Source organism: Bacteroides uniformis (assembly GCF_025147485.1).
In the GTDB taxonomy this organism is placed as follows: Bacteria; Bacteroidota; Bacteroidia; order Bacteroidales; family Bacteroidaceae; genus Bacteroides; species Bacteroides uniformis.
In genome coordinates this window covers 2,027,698-2,053,622 of record NZ_CP102263.1, presented here as the reverse complement: position 1 = coordinate 2,053,622, position 25,925 = coordinate 2,027,698, and the positions used below count along the sequence as shown (strand labels likewise).

Sequence of the window (25,925 nt, the reverse complement as noted above, 5' to 3'; positions counted from 1 at the left end):
TTATCAACTATCAACTAATTAAAAGTGAAAATAATTATTGCAGGTGCCGGCGCAGTAGGCACACACTTGGCTAAATTGCTGTCCCGCGAGAAGCAGGACATCATTCTGATGGACGACAACGAAGAAAAGTTGAGCACCCTAAACTCCAACTTTGACTTAATGACGGCTACGGCCTCCCCTACATCCATAAAAGGCTTGAAAGAAGTGGGAGTGAGAGAAGCCGACTTGTTCATAGCCGTCACCCCTGATGAAAGCCGGAACATGACCGCATGCATGCTGGCAAACAATCTGGGAGCACAGAAGACCGTAGCCCGCATTGACAACTACGAATACCTGCTGCCCAAAAACAAGGAATTTTTCCAGAAGCTGGGTGTCGATTCACTCATCTACCCGGAAATGCTTGCCGCCAAAGAGATCGTATCCTCCATCCGCATGAGCTGGGTACGCCAATGGTGGGAATTCTGCGGAGGCGCCTTGATACTGATAGGCACCAAAATACGCGAAAAAGCCGAGATACTGGACATCCCTCTCCACAAACTGGGCGGACCGGAGCTGCCCTATCACGTGGTAGCCATCAAACGGGGAAGCGAGACACTGATTCCCCGCGGTGACGATACCATCAAGCTACATGACATCGTATACTTTACCACCATCAGGAAATACGTCCCCTACATCCGCAAAATAGCTGGCAAGGAAGATTATGCTGATGTGCGCAACGTAATGATTATGGGTGGAAGCCGAATTGCCGTACGCACCGCCCAATACGTCCCGGACTACATGCAGGTGAAAATCGTGGACAACGACTTGAACCGCTGCAACCGTCTGACCGAGTTGCTTGACGACCGCACCATGATTATCAATGGCGACGGGCGGGATATGGACTTACTTGTGGAAGAGGGACTGAAAAACACGGAAGCCTTCGTTGCCTTGACCGGCAATTCGGAGACCAATATTCTAGCCTGCCTTGCCGCCAAACGCATGGGAGTCAGCAAAACCGTAGCAGAAGTGGAGAATATAGACTACATAGGCATGGCTGAAAGCCTTGACATCGGCACTGTCATCAACAAAAAGATGATTGCCGCCAGCCACATTTATCAGATGATGCTGGATGCGGACGTCAGCAATGTGAAATGCCTGACCTTTGCCAATGCCGATGTAGCGGAATTTACCGTTAAGGCCGGCTCAAAGATTACCAAACATCCGGTAAAAGACCTCGGCCTCCCGAAAGGAACCACCATCGGCGGACTTATCCGTCAGGGGGAAGGCGTCGTGGTTATGGGTAATACCTTGATACAACCGGGTGACCATGTGGTGGTATTCTGTCTAAACATGATGATTAAGAAAATCGAAAAATACTTTAACTAATAGAGAATGAGTCGTTGGTAAATGATTAACTTCAAGACAATCATACGGATTATCGGTATTCTGCTATTGCTGGAAACAGTCATGTTTCTGGTCTGTTCGAGCGTGTCTTTCTACTACAGAGAAAGCGATATGCTCGATTTCTGGAAAGCAGGAGGTATCACAGCAGGGATAGGCTTATTGCTGGCAGCTCTCGGTAAAGGAGGTGAACGGCAACTGACGCGCCGTGACGGATATGTACTGGTCAGCTTTGCCTGGGTGGCATTCTCTCTTTTCGGAATGCTGCCTTTCTATATAGGCGGATACATACCCGACATTGCCGATGCATTCTTCGAGACCATGTCCGGTTTCAGCAGTACGGGTGCCACTATTTTGGACGACATCGAGTCACTTCCTCATGGAATACTGTTCTGGCGCAGCATGACACAGTGGATTGGCGGCTTGGGAATCATCATGTTCACCATTGCAGTGCTTCCTATCTTCGGAGTCAGTGGTCTGCAGGTATTCGCAGCCGAAGCAAGCGGCCCCACACATGACAAGGTTCATCCGCGTATCGGTATCACCGCCAAGTGGATTTGGAGCATCTATACCGGCATAACCACTTTACTTGTCTGCCTGCTGATGCTTGGAGGCATGGACTGGTTCGACAGCATCTGCCATGCATTTGCCACTACCGGCACCGGTGGATTCTCTACCAAGCAGGCCAGCGTTGCCTACTATAATTCTCCTTATATAGAATATGTCATCTCCATCTTCATGTTTATCTCCGGTATCAACTTCACTTTAGTATTATTGTTCGTCAACCGGAAATTCAAGAAGTTCATCGGCAATGCCGAGCTGAAATTCTATTTCGGTTCAGTTGTGCTCTTCACTGCCGTCATAGCCATCGTGCTTTACTATACCAGTCCCATGGGGATGGAAGAATCCTTCCGCAAATCCTTGTTCCAGGTAATCTCCCTCCAGACCTCCACCGGTTTTGCGACAGATGACTATATGCAATGGACACCCGTCTTGTGGGGGCTGCTTACCATCATCATGCTGATGGGAGCGTGTGCAGGCAGTACCACCGGAGGCTTGAAGTGTATACGTATGGTAATTCTTACCAAAGTCTCACGAAACGAGTTCAAACACATCCTACACCCCAATGCCATACTTCCGGTACGGATAAACAAGCAGGTAATCTCTCCCTCCATTGTCTCCACCGTACTGGCTTTTTGTTTTATTTATATCTCCATTATAGTCATCGGCACACTGCTCATGATGGCTATGGGTGTCGGGGCTGAAGAATCAATGGGCTGCGTCATTTCCAGTATCGGTAATATGGGACCCGGATTGGGTGAAACCGGACCTGCCTATTCGTGGAATGCCCTGCCCGATGCAGCTAAATGGCTGTTATCCTTTTTAATGCTTCTGGGTCGTCTTGAGTTATTTACCGTACTGCTGCTTTTCACACCGGATTTCTGGAAACGGAATTGATTTAGGATAAAAAGTGTAAAAATAATCATTTTTTGTTATGCGGGGATAGCAAATTGAACAATACTTATTATATCTTTGCGTCCTTGAAAGAGAGAATTGTGGTATGAAGCAATGCATTAAATACTGTTTAATCATAATCTTTGCAGCCCTATTGCACGACAGTGCAACCGGAGCTGCAGATATTTTGTGCGTTCCTGCCACCCGACAAGCAGAATGCTGTACGCTGTCACAAGCTCCTACCACCCAACAAGCAGTCCAGAAGTTCTACGACTTGTTTTCACCAAACTCCCTCTGCATAGAACATGTGGACCATACGCAAGTACCAACCAACAAAAGCGTACTCCTGCGCATGTACATCTACAAGATGCAGCAGCATGCCTATGCACCGGAATGCGACCGTTTGTTGAATCTGTCTCCTCATCCCGTACCCGACGCGAATTATTACGTGTTCGGGCTAAGAAAGATTATCATTTAGAAGGCCTGCAAGCGCAGACGCTTGCCCCTGACTCGCCGGACAACAATTCAGAGGTTTTGTCCTCCGGTGCGATGTATCTATTATTATATATCTAAAATCTTATCAGGTTTATGAACTTTACTTTGTTAGTGGTCGTCTTATTGACGGCAATCGCTTTCGTGGGTATCGTCATCGCGCTCTCCAATGCGATAGCACCCCGTTCGTACAATGCACAGAAGATGGAGCCGTACGAGTGTGGTATCCCTACCCGCGGTAAATCGTGGATGCAATTCCGGGTAGGTTACTATCTGTTTGCCATCTTGTTCCTGATGTTCGAAGTGGAAACGGTATTTCTGTTTCCTTGGGCAGTCATCACCCGCGAACTTGGCGTGGCAGGACTTTTCAGTGTTTTATTTTTCCTGATTATATTGATTCTGGGCCTTGCTTATGCCTGGAGGAAAGGAGCTTTGGAATGGAAGTAACAAAGAAGCCGAAAATTAAATCTATCCCTTATGAGGAGTTTACAGACAACGAAACGTTGGAGAAACTGGTTCGGGAACTTAATGCCGGAGGCGCCAATGTCGCCCTTGGCGTACTGGACGATTTCGTCAACTGGGGACGCAGCAACTCACTGTGGCCTCTTACGTTTGCAACCAGCTGTTGCGGTATCGAATTCATGGCCCTCGGCGCAGCCCGCTACGATATGGCGCGCTTCGGGTTCGAGGTAGCCCGTGCCAGTCCGCGCCAGGCAGACATGATTATGGTTTGCGGAACAATAACCAACAAGATGGCTCCCGTTCTGAAACGTCTTTACGACCAGATGGCCGATCCGAAATATGTAGTAGCCGTAGGCGGCTGTGCCGTCAGCGGAGGCCCGTTCAAGAAATCCTATCACGTGGTGAACGGTGTGGACAAGATTCTGCCGGTGGATGTCTACATTCCCGGTTGCCCTCCGCGTCCGGAAGCATTCTACTACGGCATGATGCAATTGCAGCGTAAAGTGAAAATAGAGAAATACTTCGGTGGAGTAAACAGAAAAGAAGAGAACCACTAATCAGTACTTAAAAATATGGAAATAAAATACATAGAGCCCTCAGTCCTGCACGACGAAATGCTGCGTCTGCGGAAAGAGAAACAAATGGACTTCCTGGAATGCCTCAGCGGTATGGATTGGGGAATACCCGACGAGAAAGACGCACCGGACACCCCCCGCGGACTCGGTGTAGTCTATCTGTTGGAATCTACTATTACCGGCGAACGGATAGCGGTACGCACCGCCACTCTAAACCGGGAACATCCCGAACTTCCTTCCGTCAGCGATATCTGGAAAGCTGCGGATTTCAACGAGCGCGAAGTCTACGACTTTTACGGCATCGTTTTCATCGGTCATCCAGATATGCGCCGACTCTATCTGCGCAATGACTGGGTAGGCTATCCCATGCGTAAAGACAATGAGCCGGAAAAAGATAATCCGTTGCGTATGGACAACGAAGAAACGGTGGACACTACCATGGAATTGGAGCTGAATCCCGACGGTAGCATCAAGAATAAGGAGATGCAACTTTTCGGTGATGAGGAATATGTGGTGAACATCGGTCCCCAACATCCGGCCACCCACGGCGTAATGCGCTTCCGTGTATCATTGGAGGGTGAAATCATCGACAAGATTGATGCCAACTGCGGCTACATCCACCGGGGTATCGAGAAGATGTGCGAAAGCCTGACCTATCCGCAGACCTTGGCTCTGACCGACCGTCTGGACTACCTGGGCGCACACCAGAACCGCCATGCCTTGTGCATGTGTATCGAAAAGGCAATGGGCGTGGAAGTAAGCGAACGCGTGCAGTACATACGTACCATCATGGACGAGTTGCAGCGAATAGACTCTCACCTGCTGTTCTATTCTTGTCTTGCTATGGACCTGGGTGCATTAACGGCCTTCTTCTACGGTTTCCGCGACCGCGAAAAGATACTCGACATCTTTGAGGAAACTTGCGGCGGACGCCTCATCATGAACTACAACACCATCGGTGGCGTGCAGGCAGACATTGCTCCCGGCTTCGTAAAGAAAGTGAAGGAGTTTATCCCCTACCTCCGCGGTATCCTACACGAATATCACGACGTATTCACCGGGAACATCATTGCCCAGCAACGTCTGAAAGGTGTGGGTATACTCTCACGGGAAGATGCCATCGCCTTTGGAGCTACCGGAGGCACCGGACGCGCCAGCGGATGGGCCTGCGACGTGCGTAAGCGTATGCCATATGCCGTATATGACAAGGTGGACTTTAAAGAAGTCATCCGCACCGAAGGCGATTCATGGGCACGCTACCTTATCCGTATGGATGAAATTCTGGAGAGCCTGAAGATTATCGAGCAACTGATAGACAACATCCCGGAAGGAGCCTACCAGGAAAAGATGAAACCTATTATCCGCGTACCGGAAGGCACTTATTATGCAGCCGTAGAAGGTAGCCGCGGTGAGTTCGGCGTCTTCCTCGAAAGCCACGGCGACAAGATGCCTTACCGCCTGCATTTCCGCAGTACGGGCTTGCCATTGGTATCGACCGTAAATACGATTTGCCGCGGAGCTAAAATCGCCGACCTTATTGCCATTGGCGGAACATTGGATTATGTAGTACCAGATATTGACAGATAAAAGGATTTACGATTTGACAATTTACAATTTACCATGCGGAATTACAGCGCAGCCAAATTGTAAATTGTACATTGTGAATTGTAAATCAAAAAGCGCCTCGTAAATTGTAAATAGTAAATTGTAAATAGTAAATGAACAACGTGTTTGACTTTAGTATAGTAACCAACTGGATACACCAGATGCTGACTTCCCTGATGCCGGAAGGTCTGGCAATATTCCTCGAATGCGTGGTGATTGGCGTATGCATCATTTTGATGTATGCCGTGCTTGCCATCATCCTGATTTACATGGAGCGTAAGATATGCGCCTTCTTCCAATGCCGCCTCGGTCCGATGCGCGTGGGGAAATGGGGATTGCTCCAAGTGCCCTGCGACGTCATCAAGATGTTGACAAAGGAAATCATTGATTTGAAATTCTCTGACCGGTTCCTCTACAATCTGGCACCGTTCATGGTAATCATCGCTTCTTTCCTGACATTTGCCTGCCTGCCCATCAACAAGGGATTGGAGGTATTGGACTTCAATGTAGGAGTGTTCTTCCTGCTGGCTGCATCGAGTATCGGCGTAGTGGGTATCCTGCTGGCAGGCTGGAGTTCCAACAATAAATTCTCGCTGATTGGAGCCATGCGAAGCGGTGCGCAGATTATCAGCTACGAGTTGTCCTGCGGATTGAGCATACTGACAATGGTAGTGTTGATGGGAACCATGCAGTTCTCCGAAATAGTAGAAGGACAAGCTGACGGCTGGTTCATCTTCAAGGGACATATCCCTGCATTGATAGCCTTCATCATCTACCTCATTGCCGGAAATGCGGAAACCAACCGCGGTCCCTTCGACTTGCCCGAAGCCGAAAGCGAGTTGACTGCCGGATACCATACGGAATACAGCGGTATGGGCTTCGGATTCTTCTATCTGGCAGAATATTTGAATCTGTTTATCGTAGCCTCCGTGGCAGCCACCATCTTCCTGGGAGGCTGGATGCCGCTACACATCGTAGGCCTGGACGGCTTCAACGCAGTGATGGATTACATTCCGGGATTTGTATGGTTCTTCGGAAAGGCCTTCTTCGTAGTCTTCCTGCTGATGTGGATAAAGTGGACCTTCCCCCGCCTGCGTATTGACCAGATTCTGAATCTGGAGTGGAAGTACCTGGTACCCATCTCTATGGTGAACTTGATTTTGATGGTATTAATTGTAGTATTTAAATTGCATTTCTAACCGGCGTAGCGCCGGAGCAAGATTTCCTTGCGGATAATTTTAATAAAGGCAAAAGTAATGAAAGAAAAGAACTCTTATATCGGCGGACTCATACACGGCGTCACTTCTCTGCTGACAGGTATGAAAACAACCATGACCGTATTCTGCCGACGAAAGACTACCGAACAATATCCGGAAAACCGCTCGACATTGAAACTCTCCGACCGTTTCCGTGGCACGCTGACCATGCCCCATAATGATAAAAATGAACATCGGTGTGTAGCTTGCGGTTTGTGCCAGATGGCTTGTCCCAACGACACCATCAAGGTGACCGGCGAGATGGTTGAAACGGAAGACGGCAAGAAAAAGAAGATATTGGTTAAGTACGAATACGACCTCGGTTCGTGCATGTTCTGCCAACTCTGTGTGAATGCCTGCCCTCACGATGCCATCACGTTCGACCAGGATTTTGAGCATGCAGTGTTTGACCGCACGAAACTGGTCATGACGCTGAACCGTCCGGGCAGCCATGTAGAAGAAAAAAAGAAACCCACTGCTCCCAAAGAAGAGACAACAAAGTAATTCGTTAATAGTAACTTGTAATTAAACAACATGGAAATAACTCTTGAAACAGTAGTATTCTACTTCCTTGCGGCCTTTATCACCGTATTTTCCATCTTGACGGTAACGACCCATCGCATGGTGCGCTCGGCCACCTACCTGCTGTTCGTGCTTTTCGGTACGGCAGGCATCTACTTTCTGCTGGGTTACACCTTCCTCGGTTCCGTGCAGATTATGGTCTATGCCGGCGGTATCGTAGTGCTCTACGTCTTCTCCATACTGCTTACCAGTGGCGAAGGCGATGTCATCGAGAAGTTAAAGCGTAGCAGGTTCCTTGCCGGACTGGGTGCCACCGTGGGCGGTGCCATCATCGTAGTATTCATCACTTTGAAGCATAAGTTCATTGCCACCACCGACGTGGAACCTTTGGAGGTCAACATCAAGACCATCGGTCACCACATGCTGAGCGGTGACAAGTATGGTTATCTGCTTCCCTTCGAAGCAGTCAGCATCTTGTTATTGGCATGTATCGTAGGTGGATTATTAATAGCACGTAAAAGATAAGAATTATGATACACATGGAATATTATCTGATAGTTTCGGCTATCATGTTTTTCGCAGGCATCTATGGGTTCTTCACCCGCCGCAACACACTGGCGATACTTATCAGCATCGAGCTGATTCTGAATGCCACGGACATCAACTTTGCGGTGTTCAACCGTTTCCTATTCCCCGGAGGACTGGAAGGATATTTCTTCTCTTTATTCTCCATCGCCATCTCGGCGGCCGAAACGGCTGTAGCCATTGCCATCATGATTAACATCTACCGTAACATCCGCAGTATCCAGGTGAACAAACTGGATGAGATGAAGTGGTAAGAGCAAGAATCGCCAAGCGATGTTTCTTGAATAGTAATAATTGATAAACATAGTATATATGGAATATACAATATTAATCCTTCTACTCCCTTTCCTCTCTTTCCTCGCTCTGGGACTTGGAGGTAAATGGATGTCACACCGCACTGCCGGCCTTATCGGAACTGCGGCACTGGGTGTGGTCGCAGTGCTTTCCTATCTCACCGCAGGAATGTACTTCAGCGCTCCCCGCCTTGCCGATGGTACGTACGAGGCGCTGATGCCCTATAACTTCAAATGGCTGCCTTTCACAGAAAGCCTCAGTATCGACATGGGTATCCTACTCGACCCGATTTCGGTTATGATGCTCGTGGTCATCAGTACCGTTTCGCTGCTGGTACACATATACTCTTTCGGCTACATGAAGGGCGAACGCGGTTTCCAGCGTTACTACGCCTTCCTGTCGCTCTTCACCATGTCCATGCTCGGACTGGTAGTGGCTACGAATATCTTCCAGATGTATCTTTTCTGGGAGTTGGTGGGCGTGTCCTCCTATCTGCTGATTGGTTTCTACTATACGAAACCCGCAGCTATTGCTGCTTCGAAGAAAGCATTTATCGTTACCCGTTTTGCTGACCTAGGTTTCCTTATAGGTATCCTTGTCTATGGATATTATGCCGGCACATACACCTTCAGCCCCAATGAGATGGCGCTGGCAAAGGGCGGTGCGGCCATGATTCCGCTTGCCTTGGGACTGATGTTCATCGGTGGCGCCGGAAAGAGTGCCATGTTCCCGTTGCACATCTGGCTGCCCGATGCCATGGAAGGTCCTACGCCAGTCAGTGCACTGATTCATGCCGCCACGATGGTGGTTGCAGGGGTCTATCTGGTGGCACGCATGTTCCCGTTGTTCATAGAGTATGCTCCCAGCGTGCTGCACATCGTGGCATACGTAGGAGCTTTCACGGCATTCTATGCCGCCAGTGTGGCATGTGTGCAGAGTGATATCAAACGTGTACTGGCATTCTCCACCATCTCCCAAATCGGTTTCATGATGGTGGCGCTGGGTGTATGTACATCAGCCGACCCGCACGAAGGGGGACTGGGCTACATGGCAGGCATGTTCCACTTGTTCACACATGCCATGTTCAAGGCATTGCTGTTCCTCGGAGCGGGTAGCATCATCCATGCCGTACACAGTAACGAGATGTCTGCCATGGGCGGACTGCGGAAGTATATGCCCATTACGCATATCACGTTCCTCATCGCATGTCTCGCCATTGCTGGTATCCCGCCGTTCTCCGGATTCTTCTCCAAAGATGAAATCCTGACGGCATGCTTCCTGTTCAGCCCCACTATGGGATGGATTATGACAGTGATTGCAGGTATGACAGCATTCTATATGTTCCGTCTTTATTATGGTATCTTTTGGGCCGGCTCAGAGCCGGGACAAAAGTCGACAAGTGATGGGGGCGACAGCCACGTGCCTCACCCCCACGAGAGTCCTCTGGCGATGACCCTGCCCCTGATGCTCCTTGCTGTGGTTACGATAGTTGCCGGTTTCATTCCTTTCGGACACTTCATCAGTTCCAACGGTGAAGCATATAACATCCATCTGGACTGGAGTGTGGCAGGTACAAGTATCGCCGTAGCGGTGGTTTCCATAGCCATTGCCACCTACATCTATGCAGGTAGCCGACAGCCCGTTGCCGATACATTGGCACACCGTTTCAAAGGCTTGTGGACAGCAGCTTACCACCGCTTCTATCTGGACGAGGTCTACCAGTTCATCACCCACCGCATCATCTTCGGCTGCATCTGCCGCCCCATCGCCTGGTGGGACCGCCATGTAGTGGACGGCTTCTTCAACTTCCTTGCCTGGAGTGCCGAGGCTACCAGTGACGAGATACGCGGTCTGCAGAGCGGACGCATCCAGCAATATACATTTGTATTCCTGCTGGGCACGCTGGCACTGATACTGCTACTATTGCTATAACCCGAGATTTTTCAATCGTAAATCGTAAATCGTTAAATCGTAAATATAAAGATGAACTTTTTATCATTATTCGTACTCATCCCCTTGCTGATGTTGCTGGGTCTTTGGCTCAGCCGCAACATCGCACAAATACGCGCGGTGATGGTGACCGGTGCATCGGCTCTGCTGGTTCTTTCTGCAGCATTGACCGTGATGTACCTCAATGCACGCCACGCTGGTGCCACGGATGAAATGCTGTTCCGTGCCGACATGGTCTGGTATCCTGCACTCAACATCCACTATTCGGTAGGAGTAGACGGTATTTCGGTAGCCATGCTGCTGCTTTCGGCCATCATTGTCTTTACCGGAACATTCGCCTCCTGGAGGCTGCAACCGCTGACTAAAGAATATTTCCTTTGGTTCACCTTCCTCTCCATCGGTGTGTTCGGGTTCTTCATCTCGATAGACCTGTTCACCATGTTCATGTTCTACGAGGTTGCCCTCATTCCCATGTATCTGCTTATCGGTGTATGGGGGTCGGGACGCAAGGAGTACTCCGCCATGAAGCTGACACTGATGCTGATGGGCGGCTCCGCCTTCCTGCTTATCGGTATCCTGGGTATCTACTACGGTGCCGGAGCCACCTCTATGAACCTATTGGAAATAGCACAGATGCACAATATTCCCATCGAACAGCAACGTATCTGGTTCCCGCTCACCTTCCTCGGTTTCGGTGTGCTGGGCGCTCTGTTCCCGTTCCACACATGGAGCCCCGACGGTCACGCCTCCGCACCGACTGCCGTATCCATGCTCCATGCCGGTGTATTGATGAAACTGGGAGGTTACGGATGTTTCCGCATAGCCATGTACCTGATGCCCGAAGCTGCACAAGAACTGGGATGGATATTCCTGATTCTTACCGGAATCTCCGTGGTATACGGTGCATTCTCCGCTTGTGTACAAACCGACTTGAAGTATATCAATGCCTACTCTTCCGTCAGCCATTGCGGCCTGGTGTTGTTCGCCATCCTGATGATGAACCAGACAGCTTGCACGGGTGCTGTTCTGCAGATGCTCTCTCACGGACTGATGACAGCCTTGTTCTTCGCCCTTATCGGTATGATATACGGACGTACCCATACGCGTGACGTCCGCGAACTCTCCGGTCTGATGAAGATTATGCCTTTTCTGGCTGTCTGCTATGTAATCGCCGGTCTTGCCAATCTGGGACTGCCCGGACTCAGCGGTTTCATTGCCGAAATGACCATCTTCACCGGTTCGTTCCAGCATCCCGATACGTTCCACCGCGTGTGGACGGTCATTGCATGCAGCTCCATCGTGATTACGGCAGTCTATATCCTGCGACTGGTAGGAAAGATTCTCTACGGCACCTGCACCAACAAGCATCACCTCACCTTGAGCGACGCCACTTGGGACGAACGCACAGCGGTCATTATCCTCATCGCATGCGTTGCCGCCCTCGGTATGGCACCATGGTGGATTAGCGGCATGATTGGAGACAGCGTGCTGCCAATAACTGATTTATTTACGATTTGACGATTTACGATTGATAAATGACTTGTAAATCCCAAGAGTAACCTCAATCGTAAATCATAAAATCGTAAATCCCAAGAGTAATTTCAATCGTAAATCGTAAATCGTAAAATCGTAAATAGATATGGATTATTCCCAATTCCTCCTGCTCAAAGAAGAGCTTTCGCTGATATTGGTCATCGTCATCCTTTTTGTCGCCGACCTCTTCATGAGTCCGGATGCACACAAGAATGACGGCAAACCGGTGCTGAACACAATGCTGCCCGTTGCTCTGCTGACCATACACACACTTATCACCATCGTTCCCGGTCCTGTGGCAGATGCTTTCGGCGGCATGTATCACAATCAGCCGATACAGAGCATCGTGAAATCCATCCTCAGTATAGGTACACTGATTGTATTCCTGATGGCGCACGAATGGATGCGCCGTCCAGACACTGCCATCAAACAAGGTGAGTTCTACATTCTGACACTTTCCACCCTGCTGGGTATGTACTTCATGATTTCTGCCGGACACTTCCTGATGTTCTTCATCGGACTGGAGACGGCAAGCATCCCGATGGCAGCCCTGGTTGCCTTCGACAAATACCGCCACCACTCTGCCGAGGCAGGTGCCAAATATATTCTCACGGCATTGTTCTCCAGCGGATTGCTGCTATACGGATTATCTTTAATTTACGGTACGGTAGGCACTCTCTACTTTGCCGACATACCGGCACGCCTCACCGGCGACCCGTTGCAGATTATGGCATTCGTATTCTTCTTCTCCGGCATGGGATTCAAAATATCACTGGTGCCTTTCCATCTTTGGACAGCAGACGTTTACGAAGGCGCTCCAAGTACGGTAACCGCTTATTTAAGCGTTATCTCCAAAGGCTCTGCCGCTTTCGTGCTGATGACTATCCTCATCAAGGTATTCGCCCCGATGGTAGCTCAATGGCAAGAAGTGCTCTACTGGATCATCATCGCCTCTATCACGCTTGCCAATCTCTTCGCCTTGCGTCAGCAGAACTTGAAACGATTGATGGCTTTTTCCAGTATCTCGCAGGCAGGTTATATCATGCTGGGTATTATCAGCGGCACTTCACAAGGTATGACTTCATTGGTCTTTTATGTATTGATTTACATGTTTGCCAACCTCAGCGTATTTACAGTCATCACGATTGTAGCCCTGCGTGCCCATAAATTCACGCTCGACGACTACAACGGGCTGTACAATACCAATCCAAAGCTCGCTTTCCTGATGACCTTAGCCTTGTTCTCTCTGGCAGGCATCCCGCCGTTTGCGGGCTTCTTCTCGAAGTTCTTCATCTTTGCGGCAGCTTTCGAAGGCGGCTTCCATCTGCTGGTATTCATTGCCCTTATCAATACAATCATCTCGCTTTATTACTATCTGAAGATTGTAAAGGCAATGTACATCAACAAGAGCGACGAGCCGATTGCAGCATTCCGCAGTGACAACTATACACGTGCCAGCCTGGCCATTTGCACGCTGGGTATTGTGGTACTGAGTATTGCAAGTGTGGTATATCAATCCATCGATAAGTTCTCATTCGGATTATAACCGGAGGGTATCATCACTTACCACAAATTACACAGATTGGCACAAATTATCTTTAGAAGTTCTGATAATCAAGAGCTTTGACTTGTGTTAATCTGCATAATTTGTGGTGAGTGTGTATTTTAGCACATTTCCATACTATACAATCGGCAGCACAAACCAAAAGCATGAGCCTTTCCCCGGTTCACTGTCCACACCGATTGTGCCACCCAACTGCTCTATAATGCTCTTGCTGATAGAAAGCCCCAGGCCGGTGCCATGCACAAACGTATTCAGCTTTATAAAACGGTCGAATATCTGAGCCTGCATTTCCGGCTCAATGCCAAGGCCCGTATCGGCCACATAAAAACGCAAATGAGTTTCATCCACCTTATTATATCCTACACGTATACTTCCCGCAGTGGTGAACTTGATGGCATTGTTGACAAAGTTGGCTATGACCTGATTCAAACGGTTACGGTCACTGACAATCCGGCATTCCGGCAGATGACGGTCGAAGAGAACTTCCACACCCGGTTTAGCCTTCATCTTCATGAAGCGCACGATGTCCTCACACAGCATGTTCACGTCCAGCTCTTTTTCCACAAAGTCAAATGTCCCGGCCTCTATCTTGGACAAATCCAGTATGTCGGAAATCAGCTGCAACAGCAGGTCATTGTTTTCTTCGATAATCGCCATATACTGCCTTTTTTCCTCCATGTCCCCGGTCTCTCCCATCAGACTGGAGAAACCGACAATCGCATTCAGGGGCGTACGTATCTCATGGCTCATATTGGCAAGGAAGGCACTCTTCAGACGGTCGGCGGTTTCTGCCTTCTCCTTGGCTTCAATCAGCATAGCCTCCGTCTCCTTCAATTCCGTAATGTCATAGTTGACGCCTATCAGCTCTATTTGTCCGTTCTCCGGTTCAAACAGATTGACAACCACATTGGTACGTACCCAGTTCCATTTTCCCTTTTCGCCCGGACGCTCAATGCGCATCTCTCCCTGGAAATGTTTGGCTTCGCCCACACGGGCCTTACTGAAGAAATCAAGCATCCTCCTGCGGTCACTGGGGTACATCTTGCTGTATATTCCCACGACATCCGCCAATTGGGTATTCTCGTCCTCTCCCATATTCTTATACCATTGCTTGATGGCATAGCCTTTCCGGTCGAGCAGGTTCAGCTTGGCATAACCTACCTTCGCATAATCCGATATAAGCAGGAAGAAATTCTCGAAATCACAGATACGGCTCATGGCATCAATCCGTTCCGTATTGTCGATGTTAATCATGGCATAGCCGGTAAAGTTACCTTTACTGTCATACACCTTGCTCACTTTCGTATAAAGATGTATCACATCCTTCGGCTGTTTGGAAGTGGAGTAATACCCTTCAGTCCGGTCGAAAGCATAATTCAGGCGGAAGTCGACCATATCCTCGGTCTGTATACGTTCTGCCAATTGGGCGGACACATTCGGGTTCTCGAATAAGTTCACTCCAATGACATCCTGTTTGTCACGGACCCCGAATATCTCCATATCCTTATTGTTGATGTCTACCAGGAATCCGTCTTTGTCATAGATTTCCACTCCGGCCGGTATATTGGCAAAGATATTCTTGAACAGTTTTTCGCTATGGTCCAAAGCCAGATGAGTCTGTACCGAGTCTGTCGTATCGAGGAATAACGCCACCACTTCATTCTTTTCCGGAGAGTATATCACCACGTGGCAGTGCTTGTTGGTGAGCTCAAAACACATGTCCATTTCCTTATGTGTCCCGGTGTTCACTATATCAAGCAGATATTCCAGTCTGGGGGCCGCCTCCCTTGAAAAAGACGAGGCAGTCTTGCCGATAAACGTCGACGCGGGTTTTCCTAGAAAATCGGCAAAGATAGAATTCGCATCTGTCACATAATACCCGTAGGGATTGTCCTTTTCATCACAGACAATGGACATCCGCACATACCCCAAAGGCATATAGCGGAACAAGTTGCTGAGGAAAGTACGTTCGCGCACAGCCTCATCCTTCGTTTTGCGCAACTCTATGCAAATGCTGATGACATTTGCCAACGAACTAAACCATTGGTAATCCTCGTTGGTCCACATTCGGGTACGGTCCACCAAATCAATGCCCATATATCCCCACACCTGGTCATTGGCAACCAGCGGAGTTACCATCAAGGACTTTATATTCTGTCTCGCCAGAATTTCATATTCGGCGTAAGCGTGCTCCGGCAGTTGCCCCAGCGTTTCCAGCAGAACGGGCTTTTGTGCCATAATCTGTGACGTCCACCACGGCAGGCTGTCAGCCTGAACTCCTTGAAGCATTTCTTTCTCAGGAGCCACTCCCGGAGCCACCACCTCGTATGTGCAGCTCTGGTACCGGCACTTCTCATCATATTGGAATATATAGACACGTCCGCCGCGAAAGAAATCAAGAATATCTTTCAGTATGTCGTAAATGCCCGCACTTATATCCTCGTCTTTCAGGAAGCGGAATAGGGAATGGGATATTGAGGTCTGCCGATAAAGTAAATCGTTCACTCTTTGCAAAGCCTGCTTCGCAGCCTCCTCCTTCGGCATCTCTACGCGCTGCAACACTCCGAAAGCCTTCAATGTACCATCCGGCAAATGCTCCTTATACCCCACGCGCGAGTAGACCCAGACCACTCCTTCAGTAGAATAGATAGGAAACGTCTGTTCATAGACCTCCATATTCTGAATGGCAAGGAACTCCCGGCTGATACGCGTCCGATAGTCTTCGCGTATCATTTTACCGAAATCCTCAAAGCTCAGGTATTCCCCTTCCAAGCCTAACAACTTACAGACATATTCGGAGCAGAGATACTGCCTTGAAGAAAAATCAGCCTCCCACCAACCTATCCGGCCAAGAATGGAAAGGCGCCGGAAACGTTCACTATCGTCACGATGAACAGCCATATATTTATCAATATTGGTTTGAGATACAAAAATAGCCATAAAACTCTAATAAGCAACCATTAGAAACCTTTTTCGTCCCAAGCAGCCTATATATAAGGATAACAAACAATCCGGAAGAATGTGCGGTAACCAAATCGTAATAGATTTGAAAATGAAACGTATGCTCCATGTATCACCGGTGTAATGTCATTGCCTCATCTTTGCAGCGGATTAAAAAACGTACAAAGAAAAGAGATGAGCATGAAATTAGACTTGGGAAAGATTTTCTTCCTTATTTTATTCCTCACACTTTCCGTCATGGCTGCCACGGCGGGAACCGTCAAAGGGACAATCACCGACCGACAAACCAAAGAGCCGCTGACGGGAGCCACCGTGCAAGTAAGCGGAACAGCACAAGGCGCCGTCGCCGATTTGGATGGTAACTATACACTGGAGCTGAAAAACGGAACCTATACCCTCACCGTCCGTTACATCGGCTACAAAGACATGACGATAAATGCCGTAGAGATAAAGGGCGAAACCGTGCTGAACTTCGACATGGAGCCGGACACGCAAACCCTGGGCGAAGTGCAGGTCACCGCCAAGAAGAACCTTGAGGGCGAACGCGCCTTGCAGATGGAACGGCAAAAAGCGACCCTCGCCATCGAGAACCTCGGTTCCAAAGAGATGTCCCTCAAAGGCATCGGCAATGTGGAAGAAGGAGTAAAGAAAATAACGGGCATCTCCATCGCCAGCGCCGGACAACTTATCGTCCGCGGACTGGGCGACCGCTACAGCACCACCACGCTGAACGGACTGCCCATCGCCTCGCCCAACCCGGACAACAAGCTGGTGCCGCTCGACCTGTTCCCCTCGTCCACCGTACAGAACATCACCGTCAGCAAGGTGTATGACGCAGCCGCCTTTGCCGACTACAGCGGTGCGCACATCAACATCAGCACCAAAGAAAACATACCGCAAGATTTCTTCCAACTGAGCCTCAACACGGGCGGGAAGTTCAACACCTTAGGCAAAGACCGCTATCAGATGGACCGCAGCGGCTCGCTCCTGAAGACACCCGGCGTAGACGCGGCCGCCCTCGACATGCCCTTGATGGAGTTTGACAAATACGTGAAGACCCACAATATCTTCGATACCTCCTTTGCCGCCAGCAAGAAGAGTTCGTTGCCCGAACTGGGCGGAAACCTCGGTTTCGGCAAGAACTTCGGTATAGGCAACCAGACACTCAGCCTGCTTGCCTCCTTCAGCGCCAGCAACGGCTACCAGAACATGGAAGATGCCTTCTACAAGACACTCGAGGCCACCGGCACCGTGCAGGACGACTTCTCCTACGACAGCTTTGCGCAGGAACTGAAGCTCGCCGCCCTCGGCTACCTGGGCTACACCCTGCGCCGGAGCGACCGCATAGGCTACACTTTCTTCTACGCCCGCAATGCCATCGACACCTACCAACGCCGCGAAGGTACTGATGCCGAAGGACACGAGCTGACCGGCAGCAACAACATCATGCACATATACACCCTGCAAAACCATCAACTGAACGGAATCCATAACTTCGGCGAGGGCGACAGGTGGCAACTGACCTGGGGAGGCTCATACAGCAAGACCGGCAGCGAAGAGCCCGACCGACGGCAAGTGATGTACGTCAAAGACAACGACGGCAGCCTCAGGCTCTTCAAGCTGAACCGCCAAGAGACCATGCGCTACTTCGGCAGCCTGGACGAAGAAGAGTGGAACGCCAACCTCGCCATGCGCTGGAAGTGGAACGACACCAGCCACCTCAAGCTCGGCTTCAACTACAAGGACAAGAACCGCGACTACAGCGCTACCCGCTTCTACTACAACCTGAACAAACTGAACCCCGTCATCACCGACATCTACAACACCGACGGCTTCCTCAACCAGCAGAACATTGCCGACGGACAAATCGTGGTACAGCGTGTGATGCAGCCCAAAGACAGCTACCGCGCCGGAAACGAAATCTACTCCGCCTACCTGCTGACCGACTTCTATCCCACCGAAGCCCTCTTGGTGAACCTCGGCCTGCGCTACGAAATGAGCAAGCAATGGGTGCGCTACGCCAGCGACGGCGGCGACTGGTACTCCCGTCGGCGCAATTTAGACAAGAACGACCTCTTCCCCGCCCTGAACCTGAAATATGCGGTGAACCCCACCAACAGCATCCGCTTCTCTGCCTCGCGCACCGTCACCCGTCCCTCGTTCATCGAGATGGCACCCTTCCTCTATCAAGAGTCCTACGGTTCGGCACAAATCCGCGGTAACGAAGAGTTGCAGAACGGCTACAACTACAACTTCGACCTACGTTACGAACGCTTCGGCAAGGACGGCGACATGCTCTCCGTGACCGGCTACTTCAAATACCTAGACAGCCCTATCGAACGCATCCAAGACCTGCAGGGCGGCGCCACGCTGCACAGCTTCAAGAATGCCGACAACGGCATGGCTGCCGGCGTGGAGCTGGAGATGCGCAAACGGCTCGTCAAAGACCTGCGCCTGGGTACCAACATCAGCTACATGTACACCAACGTGAAGCTGCCCCAAAGCGGTGCCTACACCAACAAGGAACGTTCGCTGCAAGGCGCATCGCCCATACTTGCCAATGCCGACCTCACCTACTCGCCCCGCTTCGGCGAAGACAGGCAGCTCAACCTCGCCCTGCTCTACAACCTGCAAGGCAGCCGCATCCATGCGGTAGGCGTGTCGGGCCTGGGCGATGTCACGCAACAGACGCTGCACACGTTGAACTTCAGCGCCGGATATAGCCTGAACAAGCACTTCAACCTGAAGCTGCAAGTGAACGACCTGCTGAACCGCGATGTCATCTTCAAGCAAGATGTGCCCACCACGGGGCAGGAAATGGAAGTGGAACGCTACCACAAGGGAACGAACTTTGAGGTGGGAATAAGCTACAACCTATAAAGCCCCCGCCCTCCCCCTGAAGGGAACGGAGAACACTCTTTGACAAACAAGCAGATTTAAGAGAATCAATCTGAATGACAGACAGATAAATTGGATATAACAACTAAAACAATTGAATTATGAAAACAATGAAATGGAAATTCTACTCTCTGGCCTTTGTAGCCGGAATGTCTATCCTCACCGCTTGCAGCAGCGACGACAACAACGACAATGACGGTAACGGCGGCAACGGAAACGGCAATGAAATCGAAAACGGTACGATATTGAAAGGTACCATCACCTCCGACGTGACCCTGGCTGCCGGAAACACCTACAAGCTGAGCGGCGAATACATCGTAGAAGAAGGTGCCACGCTCCACATAGAGGAAGGCGTGAAGATTATCGCCGTCTACGATGACATCGCAGACTACATCCTCGTGAAGCAGGGCGGTAAAATCAACGCCGTAGGCACGCCGGACAAACCCATCGTAATGACCAGCGAAAAAGAAGAGCCGGGCGCATGGGGAGGCATCCACATCTGCGGACGCGCCCACACCAATGCCGAAGGTGGCAAGGGAAGTTCTGAAATAGGCGGTGCCGTTTACGGCGGCAACGATGATGCCGACAACTCGGGCACGCTGCAATACATTCGTCTGGAATACACCGGCTTTGCCTTCGATGAAGAGCACGAAGCCAACGGTATCTCTTTCTACGGCGTAGGCAACGGTACCATCGTGGACCACTGCCAAGCCTACAAAGGTTCCGACGATGGCTTTGAGTTCTTCGGCGGCTCGGTAAACGTGAGCAACCTCGTAGCCGTAAGCTGTAGCGACGACTCCTTCGACTGGACCGAAGGCTGGAACGGCAAAGGCACCAACCTCGTGGCTTACCAAGAAGCCGAATCCACACTGGGCTACGACTGCGACTGCCTGATGGAGTGCGACAACAACGGCAGCAACAACGCCGCCACTCCCGTTGCCCACCCCGTATTGAAGAACCTCATCCTCGTCGGCAACGGCGGCAGCAAGCAAGGCATCCGTCTGCGTGCCGGCACGGAAGTGGAAATAGACAACGCCAAGGTCTGCGGCAAAGGCCAACCCCTGACCGTGGAAACCGCCCTTACCGAAAACGCCCTGAAGAACGGCACCTCCAAGCTGACCAACATCACCCTCACCTCCGAGCTGAGCAGCAAAGAAGGCATCTACACCCATGCCGACTTCATCGCCGTGACAAGCAACAAGGTGGACGCCAACCTGAGCTACAGCTCTTTCGAGGACATCAGGAAAGAATGCAGCTGGATGAACGGAAGCTGGGTGAAGTAAAAAAAAGAAGCACTCGCAAGGCTATAAAAAAACACACAACTTCTTCAACAGCGTGCCCCTCGAATGCCTTCCGGCTTCAAGGGGTACGCGCTGTTTCAAGAAAGAAACTAAAAGTACCGTTTACTTCTTCTTCAGCTCCTTCTTCAATTCCTGAACCTGAAAGCTGAACAAGTCCAGATGACGGCAAACGCGCTGCATGAAACTGCCTGCCGCCCTGAAGCAGATACGCGAAATGCGCACTTTATCTGCCGTACAGTCCTCTATCCGTTCCACCGGTTCGCTGGTGATGGAGGGAAAAAAGTTTCCAAGTCCCTTGATGTTCACCGTGCGTCCACTGGCCAGATAGTCCGCTATAATATCCGGCAGTTGCACCAGCACGGACTGGGCATCGCCCACCTGCAGGGAGCTGACAAAAGCCAGCCTCTTGGCCAGTTCGTCATTGCTCACCGGTTCCGGCTGAAGCACTTTTGACGCCGCGTAGTAGCGCACCACTTCCTTGTCTCCACTCTTGTCCACCTTCTTGCGGACCACATAATTCATTGACATACCAATCTTTCTTTATAATTAGGTTCGTAAAAAACGAAAGATATTCCCGCCCGACGCGAGGCACACCTACAACTTGCATACACAAAGCCTATACCTTACGGTAAAGACTCCGTGACCGAATACCTTTCACTATATGACTGAATACCTAAAACACCCGGATGTATTGCCCCAAAACATGGGGATGTTTTCACCCAAAACACCCGGATGTAATACCCCAAAACATGGGGATGTTTTGGGAGAAAAGATGGGGATGTTCTGACCTTTCAGTATAGGGTTCAAAGGTAATGACTCCCTATGAGAAATACAATAGATATAGGCCTTTTTGATGGTCGGAATCAAGCTCCTTTTTCTTCGGAAGCAGCAGGCAGTACCCGCTGGAAATCTCTGCCGGACGGAGACTGGAATACCTGCAAATCGAATTCGGGGATGATTGCCAGCACATGGTCGAATACATCCGCCTGCACCCCTTCATAGGGCACCCAATCCTTCAGCGCACAGAAGAAATAAAGTTCTATCGGGATACCGCGGTCGGTAGGCTGGAGTTGGCGCACCATGCAGGTCAGTTCCTGATTTACGTCGGGAAGACTTTTCAAATAAGCCGTCAGATACGCCCGGAACACACCCAGATTGGTCTGGCGGCGTCCGTTGACGAGGATGGAGTTATCGATGCCGTTTTCCACATTGTACTTTTCAATCACTTCCTCCGTTTGCTCCACATAATCTTTCAGTAGCTGTATCTTGCGATATTTTGCCAGCATCTCCGGGGTGCAGAAACGGACGCTGGTCATGTCGATATTGATACTGCGCTTCACTCGCCGCCCACCGCTCTCGCGCATGCCGCGCCAGTTCTGGAAGGAGTCGCTGACAAGCAGGTAAGGAGGGATGGTGGTAATGGTATTGTCCCAGTTGCGCACTTTTACGGTGTTCAACGTTACCTCTATCACCGTACCGTTGGCACCGTACTTGGGCATCTCAATCCAGTCGCCCACCTTCAGCATGTCGTTGGCCGAAAGCTGCACACCGGAGACAAAGCCCATAATGGAATCCTTGAATACCAGCATCAGGATGGCTGCCGAGGCACCCAATCCGGCAAGCAGCGAAAGCGGGTCGCGGCCTATCAGTTCGCCCACGACCACAATGCCACCCACCAGCCACAGAATGACCTGCATGGTCTGCAACATCCCCTTCAAAGGGCGGTCGCGGAACTGCTCCCTCTCGCTGTATACGCTATAAACAGCCTTCAGGAACGAGTTAACGAAACTCAGGAAAGTAATGATGATGTAAATAAGGCAGATACGCCGGATGAAATCCATTGCCGATGAACCGACTTCGACAAATGCCAATGGAACAAACAGATAGATGATAACGGGAGCCACCATGCGGCTGAGGTGCACCATCACTTTACGGTCGAATACGATGTCGTCCCACGTAGCCTTGGTCTTCTTCACCAGTTGTGCCACTACCTTCAGCAGGATTTTCCGGCATAGGGCATCCGCCAGGAAAGCAACGGCAAGTATCAGTGCAAAGGCAATGAATTGGTCGAGCATATCAGCCCGGGAAGGGGATATGCCCCACCCGATTAAAAGGTCGTCTATCTTCTTCAATATCTCCATAATCGTATGTTTATCATAACGGCAATCTTATCTACGCGACTGTTCCTCCCGCTCGAGGAACTCCATAATGTCTTCTTTCAACCACTGATAAAGATAAAGGTTCTTGTAGCCGCTGTTTTTTTTCAGCATCACGGATACATTGACCTGACTGTTCTCATACCCCGTCAGTTCGTTGCGGAACTGTTCGTTATGCTCTGCCAGGCGCTTTATCTCCTGCTCGCGTTCACGACGCAGCACCGTACATACCGGGATAAGGATTTTCAGCACTACACAATCCATGATATGGTGTCCTTGGATATAAAGATAGGTATTGTCCGGAGTCAGTCCCAAACGTTCCAACTCCGTGCCCAGCTGCTCCACCCGGTCGATGTAGCGGGGGAAACGGGCTTGCAGTTCGGACAGCTTGGCCGACACCGTCTTTTGCATCTCGTCCAGACTACGGTAAGGATGACGCAGGTTTATCTCTTGCAAACGCACGCAGGCGTTGAAGTCGTACATCGGGAAAGTGTGTGTGTCGTGCTGGCGGTAGAACCAGACATTCCACAGAAACAGCGGATAGGCAATCTGCGAATAACGCTTCAGAAAAGCGGGGAAGTCCAGGATATGCCGGTCGTTCAGCGTGGCCTGCACACAGACTTCATGCAGACTGTCGGCAAAGCAGTGGAAGTTCTCGATGGCATAGCCATAAGTCTGGAAGATATAGGGATTCTTGTTTATCTTATGCGACACCTTGGTGGCACCTTGCAGCAGGAAGTCGTAGTCGCTGTCTACACAAGCTATCAGGCTGCGGCCCAGCTCCGATGTGTTCAACGTATTCATCAGCACCATCTTCTTGCCCTTTGCCAGGGAGGTGGCAGACGGAAGCATCACCTGGAAATAACGCTCCTCATTCTCGAACTCGGACAGCAGCGTCCGCCAGAAAGCGATGTCGTCATAGCTCTCCACATACGCCACTATGCGCCTGCGTGCTCTCTTGGGAGACAACTTGCGGGCGGCATCCAGATAGGCGGAAGTAAGGTTATGTTTTAAAGAAGTGGACACTTGGGTAGGGATTAAGGATTAGGGATTAGGGAGGAGATTTCGCTGACTTCGGTGACGGCATCCAGCCAGCCTTCCATGATGACGGCGGGCGAATGGGTGGTGAGGATAAGCTGCACATTGGGATTCAGGCTGCGTATCATGCCGATGAGCTTCTGCTGCCATTCGATGTGCAGGGAGGCTTCCGGCTCGTCCATGAAGAGTACGCAGTGGTCATCGTCACGCACCAGCACGGTCAGCAGGATGACCAGCATCTGCTTCTCGCCCGAAGACAGTTTGTAGGGCAGCAGGCGCTCGCCGTTCTGATAGAAAACGATGTCGTTGCTTTTGCGGTCTATCGTCTTATGGGTATAGCTGAAAAGCTCGTCAATCATATCCTGGAACTTCCGCTTGGGGAGGGAAAGGGAGGGAGCCAGGCTGCGCTGCTCTTCGTCACCGCTGAGCAGCTCTATCATCTTGTTGCCGATGTTCACCTGGTAGTCCAGATAACGGCGCTGGAGCAGATAGAGCTGCCAGTCCAGTTCCGACTTCACGTTGGCATCGGCCATGCGTGCCGTAAAGTCGCCCATGATAAGGGGGCGGTCGTAGCTGCGGATTACATCATAGGGGATAAAGGTGGCTGCGGGGTTGTCGAAGTAGACGTGTACGCCGTTCTTCTCGTCACTCTTCACTTCACCCGATGTCTGTTCCAGATAGTTGACCGAACGGTTCAGGATAGTGGTCTTCCCCACTCCGTTGATGCCGGAAAGTATATTGACGTCAGGACGCAGGTCCCAGGCAATATCGTACCGATGCCACAATCCGTGTATTTCGATACGCTTGATGTAATTGGCTTGTACTTCCATGGTTTCTTGCTTTTAATTAGAAGCAAATATACACGATAATCTCTTATTTCTACGCCCATGAACCAGAAAAATCATATAATGAAAGATTTTCTCTTTTCAGAAAATAGTTGTTCTTTTGCACCCGCAAAGAACAAAAGAGTATGGACAAGAACATTCAAGGGCATCTGTTCGCCCTTACCGCAAATATCTTATGGGGGCTGATGGCACCTATCGGCAAGTCGGCTCTGGTGGAGTTTTCCGCGTTGTCAGTAACCACATTCCGCATGGTAGGCGCAGCTGCCTGCTTCTGGCTCCTCTCCTTGTTCTGCAAGCGCGAGCAGGTGGACCACCGGGACATGCTGAAGATATTCTTCGCCGCACTCTTCGCACTGGTATTCAATCAGGGTGTCTATATCTTCGGACTCTCCATGACTTCGCCCATAGACGCCTCCATCGTTACAACCACGCTGCCCATCGTCACCATGATAGTGGCTGCAATCTATCTGAAAGAACCGGTCACCAACAAGAAAGTGCTGGGCATCTTTGTAGGGGCTATGGGAGCATTCATACTCATCATGAGCAGCCAGACCACCGGTGCCGGCAATGGCAGCCTCATCGGAGACCTTCTCTGCCTGCTCGCCCAAATCAGCTTCTCCATTTATCTGACCGTATTCAAGGGGTTGTCGCAGAAATACTCTCCCATCACCCTGAACAAATGGATGTTTGTCTATGCCTCCATGTGCTACATCCCGTTCTCTTACCACGACGTGGCTGCCATACAGTGGAGCGAAATATCTACAGCCGCCCTGCTGCAAGTGGGATATGTGGTTGTGGGAGGAAGCTTCCTTGCCTATATCTTCATAATGAGTGCGCAGAGGCTGTTGCGCCCCACTGTGGTGAGCATGTACAACTACATGCAGCCCATCGTGGCCTCAACCGTTGCCATCATCTTAGGATTGGGAGTGTTCAATTTGGAAAAGGGAATAGCCATAGCCTTGGTATTCCTGGGAGTGTACATCGTGACACAAAGCAAGTCACGCAAGGATTTCGAGAAAGAAGGGAAAGCCGTATAAAACAGCCGTTCCACCG

Annotated in this window: 21 protein-coding genes; 16 read left to right on the top strand and 5 right to left on the bottom strand. The window is 50.4% G+C overall.

Annotation, left to right across the window (positions count from 1 at the left end; translation table 11 throughout):
* Nucleotides 1-24: 24 nt before the first annotated feature.
* The 13 genes from trkA (at nucleotide 25) to NQ510_RS07760 (ending at nucleotide 13,655) form a co-directional block, all read left to right on the top strand.
* Nucleotides 25-1,365 (top strand): Trk system potassium transporter TrkA, encoded by a 1,341-nt coding sequence (gene trkA / locus NQ510_RS07820; RefSeq protein WP_005823949.1) that lies wholly within the window; start codon nucleotides 25-27, stop codon nucleotides 1,363-1,365.
* Nucleotides 1,366-1,386: 21 nt separating this feature from the next.
* Nucleotides 1,387-2,838, top strand: a complete 1,452-nt coding sequence (locus NQ510_RS07815; RefSeq protein ID WP_005823951.1) for a TrkH family potassium uptake protein — start codon at nucleotides 1,387-1,389, stop codon at nucleotides 2,836-2,838.
* 103 nt (nucleotides 2,839-2,941) lie between these two features.
* Entirely contained in the window at nucleotides 2,942-3,313 is a 372-nt protein-coding gene (locus NQ510_RS07810) for a hypothetical protein (RefSeq protein ID WP_005823953.1), read from the top strand.
* Nucleotides 3,314-3,423: 110 nt separating this feature from the next.
* Nucleotides 3,424-3,774 (top strand): NADH-quinone oxidoreductase subunit A, encoded by a 351-nt coding sequence (locus tag NQ510_RS07805; RefSeq protein WP_005823956.1) that lies wholly within the window; start codon nucleotides 3,424-3,426, stop codon nucleotides 3,772-3,774.
* Nucleotides 3,765-4,346, top strand: a complete 582-nt coding sequence (locus NQ510_RS07800) for an NADH-quinone oxidoreductase subunit B (protein WP_005823959.1) — start codon at nucleotides 3,765-3,767, stop codon at nucleotides 4,344-4,346. Before NQ510_RS07805 ends, NQ510_RS07800 begins: the two co-directional genes overlap by 10 nt.
* A gap of 15 nt (nucleotides 4,347-4,361) precedes the next feature.
* Nucleotides 4,362-5,951, top strand: a complete 1,590-nt coding sequence (locus NQ510_RS07795) for an NADH-quinone oxidoreductase subunit D (protein ID WP_005823961.1) — start codon at nucleotides 4,362-4,364, stop codon at nucleotides 5,949-5,951.
* 140 nt (nucleotides 5,952-6,091) lie between these two features.
* Entirely contained in the window at nucleotides 6,092-7,168 is a 1,077-nt protein-coding gene (nuoH, locus tag NQ510_RS07790) for an NADH-quinone oxidoreductase subunit NuoH (RefSeq protein ID WP_009037156.1), read from the top strand.
* 57 nt (nucleotides 7,169-7,225) lie between these two features.
* Entirely contained in the window at nucleotides 7,226-7,729 is a 504-nt protein-coding gene (locus NQ510_RS07785; protein WP_005823968.1) for a 4Fe-4S binding protein, read from the top strand.
* A 30-nt stretch (nucleotides 7,730-7,759) separates the two neighbouring features.
* Entirely contained in the window at nucleotides 7,760-8,272 is a 513-nt protein-coding gene (locus NQ510_RS07780) for an NADH-quinone oxidoreductase subunit J family protein (protein ID WP_005823970.1), read from the top strand.
* Between the two features lie 5 nt (nucleotides 8,273-8,277).
* Nucleotides 8,278-8,586, top strand: a complete 309-nt coding sequence (gene nuoK, locus NQ510_RS07775) for an NADH-quinone oxidoreductase subunit NuoK (protein WP_005823972.1) — start codon at nucleotides 8,278-8,280, stop codon at nucleotides 8,584-8,586.
* A 58-nt stretch (nucleotides 8,587-8,644) separates the two neighbouring features.
* The gene (gene nuoL / locus NQ510_RS07770) at nucleotides 8,645-10,558 is read left to right on the top strand and encodes an NADH-quinone oxidoreductase subunit L (RefSeq protein ID WP_005823974.1); all 1,914 of its coding nucleotides are present in this window, start codon (nucleotides 8,645-8,647) and stop codon (nucleotides 10,556-10,558) included.
* A gap of 51 nt (nucleotides 10,559-10,609) precedes the next feature.
* Complete coding sequence (locus tag NQ510_RS07765) at nucleotides 10,610-12,094, top strand: complex I subunit 4 family protein (protein WP_005823976.1); 1,485 nt, start codon at nucleotides 10,610-10,612, stop codon at nucleotides 12,092-12,094.
* A 121-nt stretch (nucleotides 12,095-12,215) separates the two neighbouring features.
* Nucleotides 12,216-13,655: an NADH-quinone oxidoreductase subunit N gene (locus NQ510_RS07760; protein ID WP_005823978.1), complete on the top strand. Its 1,440-nt coding sequence runs from the start codon at nucleotides 12,216-12,218 to the stop codon at nucleotides 13,653-13,655.
* 135 nt (nucleotides 13,656-13,790) lie between these two features.
* On the opposite strand, the gene NQ510_RS07755 is transcribed toward NQ510_RS07760, so the two are convergent.
* Entirely contained in the window at nucleotides 13,791-16,574 is a 2,784-nt protein-coding gene (locus NQ510_RS07755) for a sensor histidine kinase (RefSeq protein WP_034525362.1), read from the bottom strand.
* 234 nt (nucleotides 16,575-16,808) lie between these two features.
* On the opposite strand from NQ510_RS07755, the gene NQ510_RS07750 reads away from it, so the two are divergent.
* A complete protein-coding gene (locus NQ510_RS07750) occupies nucleotides 16,809-19,514 on the top strand; it encodes a TonB-dependent receptor (protein ID WP_005823984.1) in 2,706 nt (901 codons plus the stop codon).
* A gap of 119 nt (nucleotides 19,515-19,633) precedes the next feature.
* Nucleotides 19,634-20,815 carry a hypothetical protein gene (locus tag NQ510_RS07745; RefSeq protein ID WP_005823986.1) on the top strand — a complete coding sequence of 394 codons (1,182 nt, stop codon included), beginning with the start codon at nucleotides 19,634-19,636 and terminating at the stop codon, nucleotides 20,813-20,815.
* Between the two features lie 120 nt (nucleotides 20,816-20,935).
* Here NQ510_RS07745 and NQ510_RS07740 read toward each other — a convergent pair whose 3' ends face one another.
* The 4 genes from NQ510_RS07740 to NQ510_RS07725 form a co-directional block, all read right to left on the bottom strand.
* Nucleotides 20,936-21,361 (bottom strand): HU family DNA-binding protein, encoded by a 426-nt coding sequence (locus NQ510_RS07740; protein WP_005835201.1) that lies wholly within the window; start codon nucleotides 21,359-21,361, stop codon nucleotides 20,936-20,938.
* A 335-nt stretch (nucleotides 21,362-21,696) separates the two neighbouring features.
* Nucleotides 21,697-22,974, bottom strand: a complete 1,278-nt coding sequence (locus NQ510_RS07735) for a mechanosensitive ion channel family protein (RefSeq protein WP_005823993.1) — start codon at nucleotides 22,972-22,974, stop codon at nucleotides 21,697-21,699.
* A gap of 27 nt (nucleotides 22,975-23,001) precedes the next feature.
* Nucleotides 23,002-24,015, bottom strand: coding sequence for a DUF4435 domain-containing protein (locus NQ510_RS07730; protein WP_005823997.1), 1,014 nt, complete (start codon nucleotides 24,013-24,015; stop codon nucleotides 23,002-23,004).
* Between the two features lie 11 nt (nucleotides 24,016-24,026).
* Nucleotides 24,027-24,857, bottom strand: a complete 831-nt coding sequence (locus tag NQ510_RS07725; protein ID WP_005823999.1) for an AAA family ATPase — start codon at nucleotides 24,855-24,857, stop codon at nucleotides 24,027-24,029.
* Between the two features lie 140 nt (nucleotides 24,858-24,997).
* Here NQ510_RS07725 and NQ510_RS07720 point away from each other — a divergent pair, with 140 nt between their 5' ends.
* Entirely contained in the window at nucleotides 24,998-25,909 is a 912-nt protein-coding gene (locus NQ510_RS07720) for a DMT family transporter (RefSeq protein WP_005824004.1), read from the top strand.
* The last annotated feature ends 16 nt before the right edge of the window (nucleotides 25,910-25,925 follow it).

Bases quoted from the DNA above. Each gene is read 5' to 3' on its own strand.
- NQ510_RS07815 (WP_005823951.1), top strand. From the start codon at position 1,387: ATGATTAACTTCAAGACAATCATACGGATTATCGGTATTCTGCTATTG.
- NQ510_RS07810 (WP_005823953.1), top strand. From the start codon at position 2,942: ATGAAGCAATGCATTAAATACTGTTTAATCATAATCTTTGCAGCCCTA.
- NQ510_RS07805 (WP_005823956.1), top strand. From the start codon at position 3,424: ATGAACTTTACTTTGTTAGTGGTCGTCTTATTGACGGCAATCGCTTTC.
- NQ510_RS07800 (WP_005823959.1), top strand. From the start codon at position 3,765: ATGGAAGTAACAAAGAAGCCGAAAATTAAATCTATCCCTTATGAGGAG.
- NQ510_RS07795 (WP_005823961.1), top strand. From the start codon at position 4,362: ATGGAAATAAAATACATAGAGCCCTCAGTCCTGCACGACGAAATGCTG.
- NQ510_RS07785 (WP_005823968.1), top strand. From the start codon at position 7,226: ATGAAAGAAAAGAACTCTTATATCGGCGGACTCATACACGGCGTCACT.
- NQ510_RS07780 (WP_005823970.1), top strand. From the start codon at position 7,760: ATGGAAATAACTCTTGAAACAGTAGTATTCTACTTCCTTGCGGCCTTT.
- nuoK (WP_005823972.1), top strand. From the start codon at position 8,278: ATGATACACATGGAATATTATCTGATAGTTTCGGCTATCATGTTTTTC.
- nuoL (WP_005823974.1), top strand. From the start codon at position 8,645: ATGGAATATACAATATTAATCCTTCTACTCCCTTTCCTCTCTTTCCTC.
- NQ510_RS07765 (WP_005823976.1), top strand. From the start codon at position 10,610: ATGAACTTTTTATCATTATTCGTACTCATCCCCTTGCTGATGTTGCTG.
- NQ510_RS07760 (WP_005823978.1), top strand. From the start codon at position 12,216: ATGGATTATTCCCAATTCCTCCTGCTCAAAGAAGAGCTTTCGCTGATA.
- NQ510_RS07755 (WP_034525362.1), bottom strand. From the start codon at position 16,574: ATGGCTGTTCATCGTGACGATAGTGAACGTTTCCGGCGCCTTTCCATT.
- NQ510_RS07750 (WP_005823984.1), top strand. From the start codon at position 16,809: ATGAGCATGAAATTAGACTTGGGAAAGATTTTCTTCCTTATTTTATTC.
- NQ510_RS07745 (WP_005823986.1), top strand. From the start codon at position 19,634: ATGAAAACAATGAAATGGAAATTCTACTCTCTGGCCTTTGTAGCCGGA.
- NQ510_RS07740 (WP_005835201.1), bottom strand. From the start codon at position 21,361: ATGTCAATGAATTATGTGGTCCGCAAGAAGGTGGACAAGAGTGGAGAC.
- NQ510_RS07735 (WP_005823993.1), bottom strand. From the start codon at position 22,974: ATGGAGATATTGAAGAAGATAGACGACCTTTTAATCGGGTGGGGCATA.
- NQ510_RS07725 (WP_005823999.1), bottom strand. From the start codon at position 24,857: ATGGAAGTACAAGCCAATTACATCAAGCGTATCGAAATACACGGATTG.
- NQ510_RS07720 (WP_005824004.1), top strand. From the start codon at position 24,998: ATGGACAAGAACATTCAAGGGCATCTGTTCGCCCTTACCGCAAATATC.